This is a genomic window from Burkholderia sp. AU15512 (assembly GCF_002223325.1).
In the GTDB taxonomy this organism is placed as follows: domain Bacteria; phylum Pseudomonadota; class Gammaproteobacteria; order Burkholderiales; family Burkholderiaceae; genus Burkholderia.
Window position 1 is genome coordinate 894,928 of record NZ_NKEX01000003.1, and the last position, 15,106, is coordinate 910,033.

12 protein-coding genes are annotated in these 15,106 nt (G+C 68.5%); 6 read left to right on the forward strand and 6 right to left on the reverse strand.

The window, feature by feature from the left end:
• Nucleotides 1–92 precede the first annotated feature (92 nt).
• On the forward strand, nucleotides 93–1,163 hold the full coding sequence (locus CFB43_RS06840) for a porin (protein ID WP_089494542.1): 1,071 nt from the start codon (nucleotides 93–95) through the stop codon (nucleotides 1,161–1,163).
• Between the two features lie 76 nt (nucleotides 1,164–1,239).
• On the opposite strand, the gene CFB43_RS06845 is transcribed toward CFB43_RS06840, so the two are convergent.
• From CFB43_RS06845 to CFB43_RS06855, 3 genes are all read right to left on the reverse strand, one after another.
• On the reverse strand, nucleotides 1,240–2,382 hold the full coding sequence (locus CFB43_RS06845) for a porin (protein WP_089494543.1): 1,143 nt from the start codon (nucleotides 2,380–2,382) through the stop codon (nucleotides 1,240–1,242).
• Between the two features lie 64 nt (nucleotides 2,383–2,446).
• Nucleotides 2,447–3,862, reverse strand: a complete 1,416-nt coding sequence (locus CFB43_RS06850; RefSeq protein ID WP_089494544.1) for a purine-cytosine permease family protein — start codon at nucleotides 3,860–3,862, stop codon at nucleotides 2,447–2,449.
• 90 nt (nucleotides 3,863–3,952) lie between these two features.
• A complete protein-coding gene (locus CFB43_RS06855) occupies nucleotides 3,953–5,173 on the reverse strand; it encodes an amidohydrolase (protein WP_089472492.1) in 1,221 nt (406 codons plus the stop codon).
• Between the two features lie 340 nt (nucleotides 5,174–5,513).
• Between CFB43_RS06855 and CFB43_RS06860 the strand changes: the two genes are divergently transcribed.
• Nucleotides 5,514–6,440: a LysR family transcriptional regulator gene (locus CFB43_RS06860; RefSeq protein WP_089494545.1), complete on the forward strand. Its 927-nt coding sequence runs from the start codon at nucleotides 5,514–5,516 to the stop codon at nucleotides 6,438–6,440.
• A gap of 37 nt (nucleotides 6,441–6,477) precedes the next feature.
• Here CFB43_RS06860 and CFB43_RS06865 read toward each other — a convergent pair whose 3' ends face one another.
• Complete coding sequence (locus tag CFB43_RS06865) at nucleotides 6,478–7,434, reverse strand: LysR family transcriptional regulator (RefSeq protein WP_069256256.1); 957 nt, start codon at nucleotides 7,432–7,434, stop codon at nucleotides 6,478–6,480.
• Nucleotides 7,435–7,622: 188 nt separating this feature from the next.
• On the opposite strand from CFB43_RS06865, the gene CFB43_RS06870 reads away from it, so the two are divergent.
• The 4 genes from CFB43_RS06870 (at nucleotide 7,623) to CFB43_RS06885 (ending at nucleotide 11,721) form a co-directional block, all read left to right on the forward strand.
• Complete coding sequence (locus tag CFB43_RS06870) at nucleotides 7,623–8,933, forward strand: MFS transporter (protein ID WP_089424965.1); 1,311 nt, start codon at nucleotides 7,623–7,625, stop codon at nucleotides 8,931–8,933.
• Nucleotides 8,934–8,964: 31 nt separating this feature from the next.
• A complete protein-coding gene (locus CFB43_RS06875; protein ID WP_089494546.1) occupies nucleotides 8,965–10,236 on the forward strand; it encodes a Zn-dependent hydrolase in 1,272 nt (423 codons plus the stop codon).
• Nucleotides 10,237–10,285: 49 nt separating this feature from the next.
• Complete coding sequence (locus CFB43_RS06880) at nucleotides 10,286–11,308, forward strand: histone deacetylase family protein (RefSeq protein WP_089445302.1); 1,023 nt, start codon at nucleotides 10,286–10,288, stop codon at nucleotides 11,306–11,308.
• A 104-nt stretch (nucleotides 11,309–11,412) separates the two neighbouring features.
• A complete protein-coding gene (locus CFB43_RS06885; protein WP_089494547.1) occupies nucleotides 11,413–11,721 on the forward strand; it encodes a hypothetical protein in 309 nt (102 codons plus the stop codon).
• Between the two features lie 35 nt (nucleotides 11,722–11,756).
• On the opposite strand, the gene CFB43_RS06890 is transcribed toward CFB43_RS06885, so the two are convergent.
• Both CFB43_RS06890 and CFB43_RS06895 read right to left on the reverse strand, forming a co-directional pair.
• Nucleotides 11,757–12,734 carry a Csu type fimbrial protein gene (locus tag CFB43_RS06890; RefSeq protein ID WP_306427103.1) on the reverse strand — a complete coding sequence of 326 codons (978 nt, stop codon included), beginning with the start codon at nucleotides 12,732–12,734 and terminating at the stop codon, nucleotides 11,757–11,759.
• Nucleotides 12,716–15,100, reverse strand: a complete 2,385-nt coding sequence (locus tag CFB43_RS06895) for a fimbria/pilus outer membrane usher protein (RefSeq protein ID WP_089494548.1) — start codon at nucleotides 15,098–15,100, stop codon at nucleotides 12,716–12,718. Before CFB43_RS06895 ends, CFB43_RS06890 begins: the two co-directional genes overlap by 19 nt.
• Between the last annotated feature and the right edge of the window lie 6 nt (nucleotides 15,101–15,106).

Below are 15,106 nucleotides of genomic sequence, written 5' to 3' on the forward strand. Positions count from 1 at the left end.
GCCCGGTTCTTCCCCACGTTTTCTTTCCCGCGATGCCGGTGCGGCGCGACTGCCGCGCCCGGTGTCGTTTCATTCTCTGACCATTGAATAGTATGACTAAACAAACGATAGCGCGCGGAAGCGATTCCCGGGCGCGGATGGTGCACACAGGGCTTCGCATGACGGTCGCGGTGGCGTGCGTCGCCGGACCGGGCGCCGCGTTCGCTCAGGACGGCGTCACGCTGTACGGCGTGATCGACGAATTCGCGCAGTACGTGAATACGGGCAACGGCTACACGGCGGCGATCAATTCGGGCGGCCAGTGGGGCAGCCGATTCGGGCTGAAGGGCGGCGAGGATCTCGGCGGCGGGCAGAAGATCGAGTTCGCGCTGGAGAACGGCTTCAATCCGAACGACGGTTCGCTCGCGAGTGCGGGCAGCCTGTTCAACCGGCAGGCGTGGGTCGGCATCGCGGGGCAGTGGGGCAAGGTGCGGGCGGGCCGCCAGAATTCGCCGCTGTTCAACGACCAGGGCGGACAGGATGCGTTCGGCGGCGTCACGCAGGCGTCCGGCATGGACAACCTGACCGTGTTCGCGTTCCGCACCAGCAATACGCTGTCGTACCAGAGCCCGGAGATTGCCGGCTTCCAGGGCGGGCTGTACTTCGGATTCGGCGATGCGGGCGGCGTGCGCTCGGCAGGCTCGAGCCAGCAGTTCGACCTGACCTACGAACACGGGCCGTTCGGCGCGTTCGTCGCGGGCCAATGGCTGAAGAACGCGACGGCGACCACGACCGATCGCACGATCATGGCCGGCGCGTCGTACGAGATCGGCAAGGCCACCGTGTACGGCGGCTTCTCCGCGGTGAAGTGGGCCGATCTCGGCATCGATTCGCGTGTGTACGGGCTGTCGGTCAAATACCAGTTCAATCCGGCGAACTACGTGGCGCTCGGCTATGCATATCTGCACGACCAGTCGTCGCAGGGCAACCATGCGGACCAGCTCGGGCTGATGTACGAGTACGACCTGTCGAAGCGCACGAGCTTCTACGGTGCGCTGTCGTACCTGCGCAACCGCAAGCAGGCCGGCTATACGCTCGCCGGTGCCGCGAACCCCGGCCTGCCGCTCGCGTATCCGGGGGCGAATGCACGGGGTGTGCAGCTGGGGATCGTTCACCGGTTCTGAAGGATGCGTCGCGCCGCGCTCACGCCGGGTCAGCGGACGGCGTGAGCGCGGCGCGCGCGTGTCGCCACGGCGACGTTCAGAATCGATGCCGGATACCCATGCCGACCAAGGCCTGCGTGTTGCCTGACGCAGGTGAAAGCGTATTGATCTGTGCTTGCGAAAACGGCGTGTCGTCGCCGTGCACGCGCTGGTAGACGGCGTCCAGATACACCTGCGTGCGCTTGGACAGCGTGTACTCGGCGAGCAGGCCGAACTGGTTCCAGTGCGGATGCTTGCCGTCCACGCTGGCTGTCGTATAGGTGTACGCGCCTCTCACGTCGACCGCGGCCGTTGCGTGGAACGTCGCATTCAGTTCGTAGTTGTTGAAGCTCAGCCCGCTCGCACCGGTGAAGGCCGGGTTCTGCCACTCGCCCGTCGGCATCTCCAGGATCGTGCGCGTCACGTTCGAGCCGATCTCGAACCGGTCGAATGCGTAGTGCGCGCCCAGCCCGAAGATGCGCTGGCGCGCGGCGGTGAAATTCGCATCGAGCACGTCCACGGCGCCCAGCGAGCCGGGTGCATCGTCGCCGGGATGGTCGAGCTGCTCGTAGACGGCGGCAAGCTTCAGGCGGCCGGTTTCGTAGGCGAGGCCGGCGGCCCACAGCCGGTTGTCGGCGAAACCGGCGCCGTGGCCCGAGGTGGCGCCCGCCTTGTTGCTGAACGCGTACATGCCGCCGAACGTGACGCCCGCCAGTTCGATGCTCTGGTACTTGACGGCGTTGTTGACCATGTAGGTCGCCCACAGATTGTCGTTGTCGTACGGATGTGCATGGAGCGCGCCGCCCCAACTGCCGGTGGCGGCGAATTCGCCGAGGTAGTCACCCACGCTGTCGAGCATGCGTCCAAGCTTGATCGTGCCCGCGCTCGCGCTGCTCAGGCCGATCCATGCATAGTCGCCGAAGATGCGGCCGCTCGGCCAGGCCGTGCCGTTGGCGATCGAGAAGGCGGAGCCGAGCTTGAAGACGACCTTGTTGCCGCCGCCGAGATCTTCCGCGCCGCGCAAGCCCCAGACGCTGGTTTCGGTTGGCGACGAAAGGAGCTGCACCGCGTGCTTGCCGCCCTGGTTGGTCGAATAGAACAGGCCGCTGTCGATCACGCCGTAGAGCGTGACGCTGCTCTGCGCGTGCGCACTCAGCGTACCAAGCGCGAGTGCGCACGGCAGGACGATTTGTTTTTTCATATGAATCGGAATCCTGATTGTATTGCGTGGGGAGTGGAATGCGATCGAAGCCGTTTCCATCACGTCATGCGCGGTCGATCTGCGCGTGCCGCGACGCGCGCGGCATGCGGTGGCGGGCTAGCGCGTAGTAGAGCGCGCCGGGCAGGGCCATGCCGACGATCCACGACACGTCGATGCCGCCGAGCAGGTGAAATAGCGGGCCCGTATAGAGTTCGGTCGACATGAACGGAATCTGCGCCAGCACGCCGACCACGTAGCACGCGATGCCGGTCGCGTTCCACTTGCCGTAGCGGCCGTTGACGTCCGACAGCGCCGCTACGTCGATCGGCTCGTGCGACACCCAGTAGTAGTCGACGAGATTGATCGCGCTCCACGGCGTGAAGAACGCGAGCAGGAACAGGATGAAGTGGGTGAAGGTGCGCAGGAACGCGTGATCGGCGACGAGCGCGAGGATCGTGTAGGTCGCGACGACGGCGAGGGTCAGCACGATCCGCGCGCCCAGTCCGATCGATTTCTTGCCGCGCAGCGCGGCGGAGATCGTGGCGACCGACATGAAGCCGCCGTACACGCACAGCGTCGACGCGATCAGCTTGCCGAACATGATCGTCAGGTACAGCGTCGTCGCAACCAGCGCGATGCCGCCCGAACCGATGCCGACCATGTAGGCGACTTCGTGCCCGGCGAACTGTTTGCCGGCCAGCGCCGCGGCGAACACGCCGAACGTCATCGCGAGCTGGGAGCCGAGCACCGAGCCGGCGCCGATCGTGAGGAAGGTGCGCAACGGCGACGTCGCGCGCGGCAGGTAGCGCGAGTAATCGGCGACGTACGGGCCGTACGTGATCTGCCACGATGCGGACAGCGATACCGCGAACAGGAAGGTCGGCCACGTGAAATGCCGGTTGGCGAGCAGCAGCGCCGCGTTGTGGCCGCGCGTCAGGCTGAACAGCAGGTAGACGAACATCAGCCCGCCGACCACGCTGTAGATGCGCCCGACCGCGTGAATGGCGCGATAACCGAACAGCGCGAGCAAGGTCACGACCACTCCGAGCATCACGATGGCCTGGGCGGGGCTCACGTGCATCAGCTGACCGAGCGCCTGGCTCATCAGCACCGTGCCGCTCGTCAGGAAGCCGATATACATCACGCAGACGAGCGCGAGCGGAATGATCGCGCCGTAGATGCCGAACTGCACGCGGCTGAGGATCATCTGCGGCAGTCCGGTTTGCGGCCCTTGCGCGCCATGCAGCGCCATGATGGTGCCGCCCGCGATCTGGCCGACGAACAGCCCGACGATCGACCAGAAGACGTCGCCGCCGAGCACGACGGTCAGCGCGCCGGTGACCGCGCAGACGACGGTCAGGTTGGCGCTGACCCACAGCGTGAACTGGCTCAACAGGCCGCCGTGGCGCTCGCTGTCGGGGACGGGTTCGATCGAGCGGTGCTCGATCAGGGTGTCCTTGTCGGACGCGGTGGTGCTCATGACGCTGTCTCCGTGGACGGATGATCCGTCGTGTCGTTATGTGCGGCGTTGAATGCCGGATGGGGCGATGCGGGGTTCGGGCGGCGCTCGTCAGCGCGTCGCGGCTGCCGCCGGCGCACTGCGTTCGTCGCGGCCGGCATGGATCGGTTCGGCGCCGGCGCCCAGCCGCGCGCGCAGGATCGATGCGAACATCGCGACGCCGATCGGCGCGACGTCGTCGTTGAAGTCGTATTCGGGGTGATGGCACATGTGGCCGCCCTGGCCGAGCAGAAAGTGGCAGCCGGGGCGTGCGTCGAGGAAGTTCGCGACGTCGTCGCCGGCCATCAGCGGCGTGACGTCGCCGATCACGTTTTCCGCGCCGACGACCTCGCGCGCGGCGTCCATCACGCACTGCACGGCGTCGGCGTGGTTGACGATCGCCGGCGTGCCGTCGAGCAGTTCGAGTTCGATGCGCGTGCGATGGGCGAGCGCGACGCCGTCGCAGATCGCCCGCATCCGCTCGAGCGCGAAGGCACGCGTGTCGTTCGACAGCGCGCGCACGGTGCCGCCGAGCACGGCTTCGTGCGGAATCACGTTGAACGCATCGCCGGCGTGAAAGCGCGCGATCGAGATCACGACGCTTTCCAGCGGATCCACCGACCGGCTCGCGATGGTTTGCAGCATCGCCACCAGGTGCGCGCCGATCGCGACCGGGTCGACGCCGAGGTGCGGCATGCCGGCGTGGGTGCCGACGCCGTGAATGCGGATCTGGAACCGGTCGGACGAGGCCTGTTGCGCGCCGGCGCGCACGCCGATCCTCGACGGCGGCAGCATCGGGTCGTTGTGGAGGCTGTAGATTTCGTCGAACGGAAATCGCTCGAGCAAGCCGTCGTCGAGCATCGCGCGGCTGCCGCAGACGATTTCCTCGGCCGGCTGGAAGATCAGCACGACGCGGCCGCGGAAGTGGCGATGCTCGGCGAGATGGCGTGCGGTGCCGAGCAGGATCGCGACGTGGCCGTCGTGACCGCAGCCGTGAAAGATGCCTTCGAACACCGACCGGTAGACCGGGCGGCCCAGCTCCCGCATCGGCAGCGCATCCATGTCGGCGCGCAACGCGACGGTGCGGCCGGCGCCGAGCGTGCCGTCGACGATGCCGACCACGCCGGTCTGTCCGACACCGGTATGAACGTCGATGCCGAATTCACGCAACCGCGTCGCGATGAAGTCGGCCGTGCCGCGTTCCTGGAAGGCGATTTCCGGTTTGCTGTGAATGAGCCGGCGCCAGTCGCGCATGTCGGCTGCCAGCGCCTGGATCGGTGGGGAAATGGGCATGATCGGGTGTCGCCTCTGCAAAATTGGTAGAGAAGCACGCTGCTGCTTCGGGGGCGGGAAACGGGGTTCCGTTGAAACCGATGCTATGTGGAGAATTTCGCGTCGGCCAATGCGAATAACCAGACGGGCGATGCAGACCTTGCATGGGCCCGGCGGGCCGCTGCCTGCGGTCAATGCGGATGTCTCGCCTGCGGGGATGGTGGTATATACAAGCCGACTGCCCCGGCTTCGGTGAAGCGGTGCGTCGGCCTTCGATGCACGTCCGTCGCCGGGCTCACCCTCCGCCGCAGTCCGTTCGACGGCAGGTCGAACCGTTGCCGTCATCCGTCCGAGGACCGTCGTGAACATCCGGAAACTTCGCCATGCGCTGGGCCTCGCCCAGCACCTGACGTTCAGCCGCGCGAGCGTCGACGTCAATCTCAGCCAGCCCGCGCTGTCCCGCAGCATCCAGTCGATCGAAGCGGAACTCGGCGTCGCGCTGTTCGACCGCCATCCGAACGGCGTGTCGCTGACGCCTTACGGCAAGGTATTCGCCGAACGCGCGCGGCGCATCGTGATGGAAGCCACGGAATTGCAGCGCGACCTGGCGCTGATGCAGCATGGCGAATTCGGCGAGCTGGCGATCGGGCTCGGCGCGACGCCGGCGATCCTGTTGACGGGGCCGCTGATGGACCATTTCCTGCGCGAGGCGCCGCAGGTGCGCGTGAGCTTCAAGCGCGGCCGTCGCGATACGCTGCTGCGACGGCTGCTCGAGGAGCACGTCGACCTTTTCATCGGCGACATCGCGCAACTCGAGGACCACACCGACCTGCAACTGACCCGGTTGCCGCGCTGGCCCAGCGGCTTCTTCTGTGCGCCCGACCATCCGCTCGCACGCCGGGGCGCGGTGACACGCGACGCGCTGCTGCAGCACCGGCTCGGCTCGATCGAGCTGTCGCCGTGGGCGCTGTCCGATCTGTGCGAGTACTTCGAGTGCGCGTTCGATGCGTCGATCTCGTTTCGCAGCGACGACTTTCGCGACGTGGAGGCCGCGGCGTCGATGGGCGGGATGGTCGTGTTCGGCAATTCGGCGGCGTTTCGCGATGCGCTGCGGCGCGGGACGCTGGTCGAGCTGCCGCTCGATCCGCCGTTTCGCCGCGAAGCGCGGCTGGGGCTCGTGACGCTGGCCGCGCGGACGCTGTCACCGGCCGCGATGCGCGCGAAGGCGCTGGCCGAATCGGTCTTCGCGGACTACGCGGCGATGGCGCTCGGGGCGGCGCAGCGATGAACGACCGGCCGACGGGCAACCGGCGGCGCCGTGCCGGCTACTTCCCCAACCGCTCCGCCAGCGAATAGCGCTGCATGCAGCGCTCCATCGCGTCGAGAAACGCGTGCTCGGCCGCGTTCATCTTGCGATCGCGATGCCACAGCAGGAACACGTCGACATCGACGAGCCCGTCGTCGGGCGGCAGCCGCCACAGTCGCTGCTGGGCGATGTCGTCGCGCACGATGTGCTCGGGCAGGCAGCCGATCCCGTAGCCGGCGAAGATCAGCCGCCGCACTTCCTCGAGGCTCGGCGACGACGCGACGATGCGCCCCGTGAAGCCCCGCTGGTCGCGAAACACGGTGAGCGGCGACAGGCTGTCGCCGATCTGGTCGCTCGTGAACGACACGAAATTCTCGGCGAGCAGATCGTCCATCCGCAGTTGCGTCTGCCCGAACAGCCGGTGATGGCGGCCGCAGTAGATCGCATAGCGCTGGCGCAGGAAGCAGCGCATCTCCAGCTTGTCGTGCGGCGTGCGGCACAGGCCGAGCCCGGCCGTGGCCGTTTTCTGCAGCAGCGAAGACAGAATGTCGGACGAGCGCATCACTTCGATCTGCAGATCGATGCGCGGGTACGCACGATGGAAGTCCGCGAGGAATTCGTCGTAGACGGGCGACTCGATGCGGCTCACCGTCAGCAGCCGGATCGATCCGGTCAGGTCGGCGGTGCTGTCGTCGATTTCGGTCTCGAGGCGCGAGATGCCGCCGTAGATGTCGCTCGCGATCCGGTAGACGGCTTCGCCGGCCGGCGTTGGCGCGAAGTGCGTGCCGCGCCGCTCGATCAGCTTGCGCTCGAGCGTGTCCTCGAGCCGCCGCAACGCCTGGCTCACGGCCGGCTGCGTGACGTGCAGGCGCGCGGCCGCGCGGCTCACGCTGCGCTCCTGGATGATTACCAGATAAGTGCGCAACAGGTTCCAGTCGAGGCGGTCGTTCAGGAACGGGGCGAGGTCGGGGCGCATCGGGTCTCCGGGCGAGCCGTCAGGGTAGGTATTAGCTGAATTTATACGGCGAATAATAACTTGAAATTTGACTAATGATTTGCGGTCGCCGATAAAGGAGGGGTGCCGCAGCGTGCGGCGCAAGGCCGCGACAGACGGCCGTCACACGAATTGCGCGTCGCCCGCAGCGGCGCGCATCAGGAGCCCGCATGACCCAGTCCCTTTCTTCCGCCCGCCAGCCGGCGCGCGCCGCGACGGCCGCATTCATCGGCACGATGATCGAGTGGTACGACTTCTACATCTACGCGACCGCCGCCGCGCTCGTGTTCGGCGAACTCTATTTTCCGTCGCATGACCGCTTCGTCAGCACGATGGCGTCGTTCGCGACGTTCGCGGTCGGCTTCTTCGCGCGGCCGCTCGGCGGCGTGATCTTCGGCCATCTTGGAGACCGCATCGGTCGCAAGAAGGCGTTGATGACGACGCTGATGATGATGGGCGTCGCGACCGTCTGCGTCGGGCTGCTGCCCGACTATTCGAAGGTCGGCATGCTCGCGCCGGTGCTGCTCGTCGCGCTGCGCGTGGTGCAGGGGATCGCGGTCGGCGGCGAATGGGGCGGTGCGGTGCTGATGGCGGGCGAGCATGCGCCGCAGGGGCGCCGCACGTTCTTCGCGTCGTTCGCGCAGCTCGGCAGCCCGGCCGGGCTGATCCTGTCGCTGATCGCGTTCCGCGCGGTCACGTCGATGGACAAGGCCGACTTCCTCGCGTGGGGCTGGCGTCTGCCGTTTCTCGCGAGTTCGGTGCTGCTCGTGGTCGGCATCCTGATCCGGCTCGGCGTGAACGAGTCGCCGGAATTCGCGCGTGTGAAGGAAGCCCACCGCACGGTGAAGCTGCCGGTCGCGGAAGTGTTCCGCTCCGCGTCGGGGCTCGTGGCGCTCTGCATCGGCGCGAACACGATCGGCATCGCGGGCGTCTACTTCACGAACACGTTCATGATCGCGTACACGACGCAGTACGTCGGCGTGTCGCGCTCGCTGATCCTCGACAGCCTGTTCGCGGTCGCGATCATCCAGTTCGTCGCGCAGCCGATCGCCGCGTGGATCGCCGAGCGCATCGGCGGCGCGCGCTTCCTGAAGCTCGCGGCGCTGCTCGCGATGCTGTCGCCGTATCCGATGTTCATGCTCGTGCAGGGCGGCACGTCCGCGTCGCTGATCGCGGGCATCGCGCTCGCGGTCGTCTGCATGGCCGGTTTCTATTCGGTGATCGCGGGCTTCGTCAGCGACGTGTTCCCCGCGCACGTGCGCTATTCGGCGATCTCGCTCGCCTACCAGGTTTGCGGTGCGATCGCGGGCGGGCTGACGCCGCTCGTCGGCACGTGGCTCGCGCATCGCTTCGCGGGCCAGTGGTGGCCGCTCGCGGTGTTCTACACGTGTCTCGCCGGCATCTCGCTGCTGTGCATCGTCGCGCTCGACGCACGCCGCGCGGCACGGCCGGCCGCCGCCGAAGCGCTCGGCTCGCAGTGACCCTCAACGAACGAATTCATCCGGAGTGCACATGAAAGACCTGCTGGAAATCGACGGCGCCCGTTTGTGGCAGAGCCTGGCGGACATGGCGCGTGTCGGCGCGACGCCGCGCGGCGGCGTGCGGCGCCTCGCGCTCACCGATGACGATCGTCGCGGGCGCGACCTGTTCGCGCAGTGGTGCCGCGACGCGGGAATGACGGTGAGCGTCGATGCCGTCGGTAACCTGTTCGCGCGGCGCGACGGCATCGATGCGCAGGCAGCGCCGGTGCTGATCGGCAGCCACCTCGACACGCAGCCCGAAGGCGGCCGCTTCGATGGCGTCTATGGCGTGCTCGCCGCGCTCGAACTCGTGCGCACGCTGAACGACGCCGGCATCGCGACCGACAGGCCGCTGGAGATCGTGTCCTGGACCAACGAGGAGGGTGCGCGCTTCGCGCCGGCGATGCTCGGCTCGGCCGTGTTCACGGGCGCGTTGCCGCTCGACGAAGCGCTCGCGAAGCAGGACGCCGACGGCGTCACGCTCGGCGCGGCACTCGACGCATGCGGCTATCGCGGCACGCGTGCGATGGGCGGCGCGGTTGATGCGTACTTCGAAGCGCATATCGAACAGGGCCCCGTGCTCGAGGCGAACGGCACGACGATCGGCATCGTCACGGGCGGACAGGCGATCCGCTGGCTCGACGTGACGGTGACGGGCGTGGCCGCGCATGCGGGCACGACGCCGATGCCGTATCGCAAGGACGCGTATTTCGCGAGCGCGCAGATGGCGCTCGAACTCGAACGGATCGTCGCCGGTCATGCGCCGCGCGGGCTCGCGACGATCGGCCAGGTCGGCATCCGCAATGCATCGCGCAACACCATTGCGGGCGACGTGACGTTCACGGTCGACCTCCGCCATCACGACGATGCGCAAGTCGATGCGATGGAGCGCGACTTGCGCGAGGCGTGCACGCGTGTCGCCGCCGCGCGCGGCGTGCAGGTCGCGATTGAGACCTGCTGGCGCAGCCCGGCGACGCCGTTCGACCGCGACTGCGTCGAACAGGTCGCGCAGGCGGCCGCCGCGTTCGGCTATACGAACGAGCGGATCGTCAGCGGCGCCGGGCACGACGCGATCCTGCTCGCGCGTTGCGTGCCGACCGCGATGGTGTTCATCCCGTGCGTCGACGGCCTGTCGCACAACGAAGCAGAGGATGCGCTGCCGGATGACGTGACGCGCGGCACGAACGTGCTGCTTCATGCGGTGCTCGCGCGCGCCGGCGTCGCGGCGGGCGTGGCCGTGGCGGCCGCCGCGCAGCACGCATGACGCGGCGAACCGGCAAGCCGACCAATCGAAACACCGACGAGGGCGAACGATGAAAACCTATTTCCACCCCGAGCAATTGCTGCACCATCCGCGCAGCTACCTGTCGCGCGGCCAGATGCGCGAGCCGCAGGAAGTCCCCGAGCGCGCGGCGCGGCTCGTCGCGGCCGTGCGGTCGCTCGACTTCGACGTGCGCGAGCCGGCCGACCGCGGCACCGCGCCGATCGCGGCCGTGCACGACATGAACTACCTGCGCTTCCTGGAAGAGGCGCATCGCGACTGGAAGCAGATGCCCGACGACTGGGGCGACGAAGTGATGTCGAACGTGTTCGTGCGCGACCCGAATCCGCTGCGCGGCGTGCTCGCGAAAGCCGCGCGCTACCTCGCCGACGGCAGCTGCCCGGTCGGCGCGAACACGTGGCGCGCCGCGTACTGGTCCGCGCAGGGCGCGCTGGCGGCCGCGGCCGACGTCAACGACGGCGCGCGCGAGGCGTACGCGCTGTGCCGGCCGCCCGGCCATCACGCACGTCGCGACGCGGCCGGCGGCTTCTGCTACCTGAACAATGCGGCGATCGCCGCGCAGTCGCTGCTCGGCCGTCACCGCCGGGTCGCGATCCTCGACACCGACATGCATCACGGGCAGGGCGTGCAGGAGATCTTCTACGGCCGCGACGACGTGCTGTACGTGTCGATCCACGGCGACCCGACCAACTTCTACCCGGTCGTCGCGGGCTATGAGGAAGAGACGGGCACCGGGGCCGGCGACGGCTTCAACCTCAACCTGCCGATGCCGCACGGTGCGCCGGAGTCGGCGTTCTTCGAGCGGCTCGACGATGCGCTGCGCGCGCTCGCGCGGTTCCAGCCCGATGCGCTCGTGCTCGCGCTCGGCTTCGATATCTACAAGGACGATCCGCAATCGCAGGTGGCCGTCACGACCGACGGTTTCGGGCGGCTCGGCGGCGCGATCGGCGCGCTCGGGTTGCCGACGGTGATCGTGCAGGAAGGCGGCTATCACCTCGACAGCCTCGATGCGAATGCGCGTGCGTTTTTCGGTGGGTTCGCCGCCGCGCGCTGACCGGCGCGGCGGCGCACGGCCACGTGCGTGCGGGTTCAGGTTTTCCGCCCGCACGCCGATAATTCGCGCATATGCTGAATGGATGCACGAAGGAGAGCCGCACGATGACAGCCGACCCAATCAGACGCGGTGCGATCGCGCTCGCGCTCGCGCTGGCCGCGCCCGGCGTAGGGTCCCTCGCGAACGCGACGGAGCCCTCGATTCCGCTGCGCGTCAGTCTCACCATTCCGGAAACGTGCACGATCGGCACCGGCGCGCCGCAGGGCGTCGCCGATACCGGCATCCCGAGTGTCAGTTGCGCGCACGGCACGCCGTTCATGCTCAGCCACGCGCCGCTGCCCGATGCGCGGTCGGCGTCGCGCGGCGTGGGCGCGGGTGCGGGCGCGCCGTCCGCATGGACCGTCATGTTTTGAGCGGGCGCGCGCCCGCTCGCTCGTACCCCTGAACGCTAGAAACTGATCGTCGCGGTGATCGTGTCGCTGTAGTTGCCGGGAGCGGGCGTCGTTTGCGCCGGCACCGCGCCGTACACGGTCACGACCTGCGACGTGCCCGTGCCGACGCCCGTGACCGTCGAACTGCCGCCCGTGCCGTCGCCCCACGCGATCGAGCGCGCGGCGTCCGTGTAAAGCCCGTAGCCGATCGCGCCGCCACCGCCGCTGCGCTGCATCTGGCGCGCCGTCACGTTGCCGCTGCCGCCGCCGTTCAGCGCGATTTGCCATGCGTCGCCGTTGGTGCACTGCGCGGTGATCGAACCGCTCGCCGTGAGCGAGCCCGACAGCAGGCTCGCGGTGCCGAAGCTCACATTGGTCGCGCTGATGTTGCAGTTGTTGACGACGTTCGCCGTCGCGCTGAACGGGAAGGTCCCGTTCGACGTCGTCAGCGACGCGCAGGTCGGCGCGCCGAGCAGGTAGAACCCGGTGTTGATCGACGTCGTGTTGCCGCCGAAGGTCTGCGAGTAGGTCGTGGTGCTGTTGCCGGTCGTCGGGACGGTCGGCTGGTTCCCGGTGATCTGTCCGTACACCGTGACCGTCGCGGACGCGCTCGTGCCGAGCGCAGGCTTGACCAGCGTGACGGACGCCGGTGTCGTGCCGGAATACACCGAGCCCCATGCGACCGAATGCCCGCCGTCGAGATAGAGGTCGTATTGCATCGCGTTGCTGCCGTTGACGAGGCTGCGCGGGCTCGTGCCGCCGAGGTTCAGGCACACGAGCACGTTCGGCGTCAGCGAGACGGCCGACCACGTGCAGGTGATGCTGACCGTACCGGTCGCGGCGACCGGCGCGTTCGAGATCGGGCTGACCGAGCCGAAGCTCACGTTCGATGCGGTCGCCGTGCAGCTTTCGGCCTGTGCGTGACGGGGCGAGCCGCACCACGCGATGAAGGCGACGAGGACCAGTAGCGCGATCCTCACGGCGTCGTCCGGCACGTGAGGGGCCCGATGGTCGGCAGTGTGCCGTTGCCGGGCGCGGTGAACGCGAATGCCGCGACACAGTGCTGCGTGCCGTAGTCGATCGCGAGGTGGTTGTCGTCCTGCAGTCCGTCGATGAACGTGAGCCCGTCGTAGCCGACGATCGTATCCGCGCCGCTTTCGGCGTGATGCACGCGCGCGCCGGCCGGCAGCGGGCGGCCGGTATCGTCGTGCAGGATCACCGATGCCGCGCGATAGCGTGACACGCCGAAATGCGTGAACACGCCCGATTGCGCCTGCGGCACGACCGTCATCGACGTGCGGGCGATCCGCGCATCGGCGGGCAGCTTCATCGCATCGATCGCGATCCGGTTGTTCTGGTACGCATTCAGGTCGGGCACAAGCAGGTGCCCGGCACGATCGGTCGTGCCGATCACGCGGTTTTCGTGCAGCACCGGGATGCCCGCGACGCCGTCGGTCGACACGAGCGCGAAGCCGTCGGTGATGCGGCGCGACAACAGGAGGCTGCCGTCCATGAACACGAGCGCGCCGCTGACGTCGAGCGACGCGCCGGTCTGGCGGTCGATGTTCTGCGTGGCCGCGATGACTTCGCCCGCATGACCGAGATAGCGGACTTGTGCCTGCCGGTACGGCACCGCGCCCGTGCCGCCCGCCTGTACGCCCCAGCCCCAGCCGCCGTCGTAGTCGGGCGGTCGGCTCGCGTCGACGGTGTAGTTCGACTGGCCGCGCTGCCGGCCGACGGTCGTATTGATCGACGTGTTGCGGCCGAGCCCGATGTTCAGCGATACGAACGCGCCGCTCGCGCCCTGCTGCGCGAAATCGCGGTACGCGCTCATGGTCAGCGACGCGAGATCGCCGAGGCCCAGCGTATACGACACGGTGCCGATCCGCGCGCTCGGGCCTTGCGGCATCCGGAAGCCGATGTAGCTGAGCGACAGTGTCTGGCGGCGGATGAAGGGCAGCGCGAGCGTCGCCTGGTCGGTGGCCGCCGGCACGGTCGCGCCGTCGCGCGAGGCGAGATCGCCGTAGCGGCCGAACGCGCGGATCGTCTGCGCGTTGATCGAGAAGCGCGGTTCGATCAACTGGTAGCCGGCGCTGACCTGCGTGCCCGGAAAGCGGCCGGCGCTGCCCGCGACCGCACCGCTCACGACGCCCGCGTAGCCGAGGCGCAGCAGCGCGCCGACGCCCGCGTTGAGCACGCCGCCGGTTGCTTCCGCATGCCCTTCGACCGTCAGCGCGTGGCTGATCCCGCGTCGCAGCGAGCCGCTGACGGCCGGCCGCGCGTCGTAGTCGAACGACTGCAGCCCGTAGTTGCGCCGCAGGAAGCCGGCCTCGAACGAATAGCTCGACAGCCCGGCGGACAGCATGCGCGTATCGACGTAGAGCGGCACGGACGTCGCGACGGTGCGCCCGAGCGCGTCGCGCGTGATGACGGTCGCCTGGCCGGCGCCCGTGATGCCCGGCACGTCGTGAATGATGAACGGGCCGCTCGGCACGTTGCCGGTGTACTGGCGCACGTTGTTGATGTACAGGTCGACGGCCGACGGCACGGCCGCGGAGCCGGCGAGCGACGGGATCGGGAACGTCACGAGATCGGGGCGCAGCGCGAAATTGCTGCGCCACTGGAAGCCGCCGAGGCGCACCGAGCGCGTCCACGCGAGCGACCCCGAGATCGCGTCGCCGATCTGCGTCGTGCTCGGCCGCGCCGGGTCCGAGTGGCTCCATGACGTATCGAAGCGCGTGTAGCGCCGCTGGCCGTTGTAGAAGGTCGCGACGCCCGTGGTGTCGAACACGCCGCCCGGATCGAAGTAGCGCACGTCGGTGTAGAGCGAGTACTGCCGGTCGCCGAGCGTCTGCGCGTACGCCTCGTAGTTGATCGCGAGGCCGCGCGACGCGCTGGCCGCCTGCGTCGGCGGCAATGCGCGGCTGTCGATCGCGTAGGGGCGGCGCAGCGTATCGGGCATCTGCAGTTCGACGCGCTGGCGTGCCGCGTCGTAGCGGTAGTGCAGGCCGGGAATCGTGTCGAGGTCGACCGTCGCCGCATCGGCGATGCCGAGCCGGTCGGTCGCGACGCCGATCGTGTGCAGGTCGGCGCCGCTCGCCGACAGATGGCCGTCGCGCTCCCGGAAGTGCGCGAGCAGCGCCGTGTTTTCGCCGTTGACGCTGACTTCGAGGATCACATCGTGCGTGCTGTCGGTCATCACGAGCGCCGAGGGTTCGTCCGCATGCGCCCAGCCGAGCGCGAAGAGGCCGCCGGCCACGACGGCCGCGACCGCGGTGCGCGGGGAGCGTCGCGGCGCACCGCGTCCGTTGGCCGGGACCGAGCCGGTGTGTGGCGAAGGGGGACGGGTCGGGCGGCGCACCGGCGG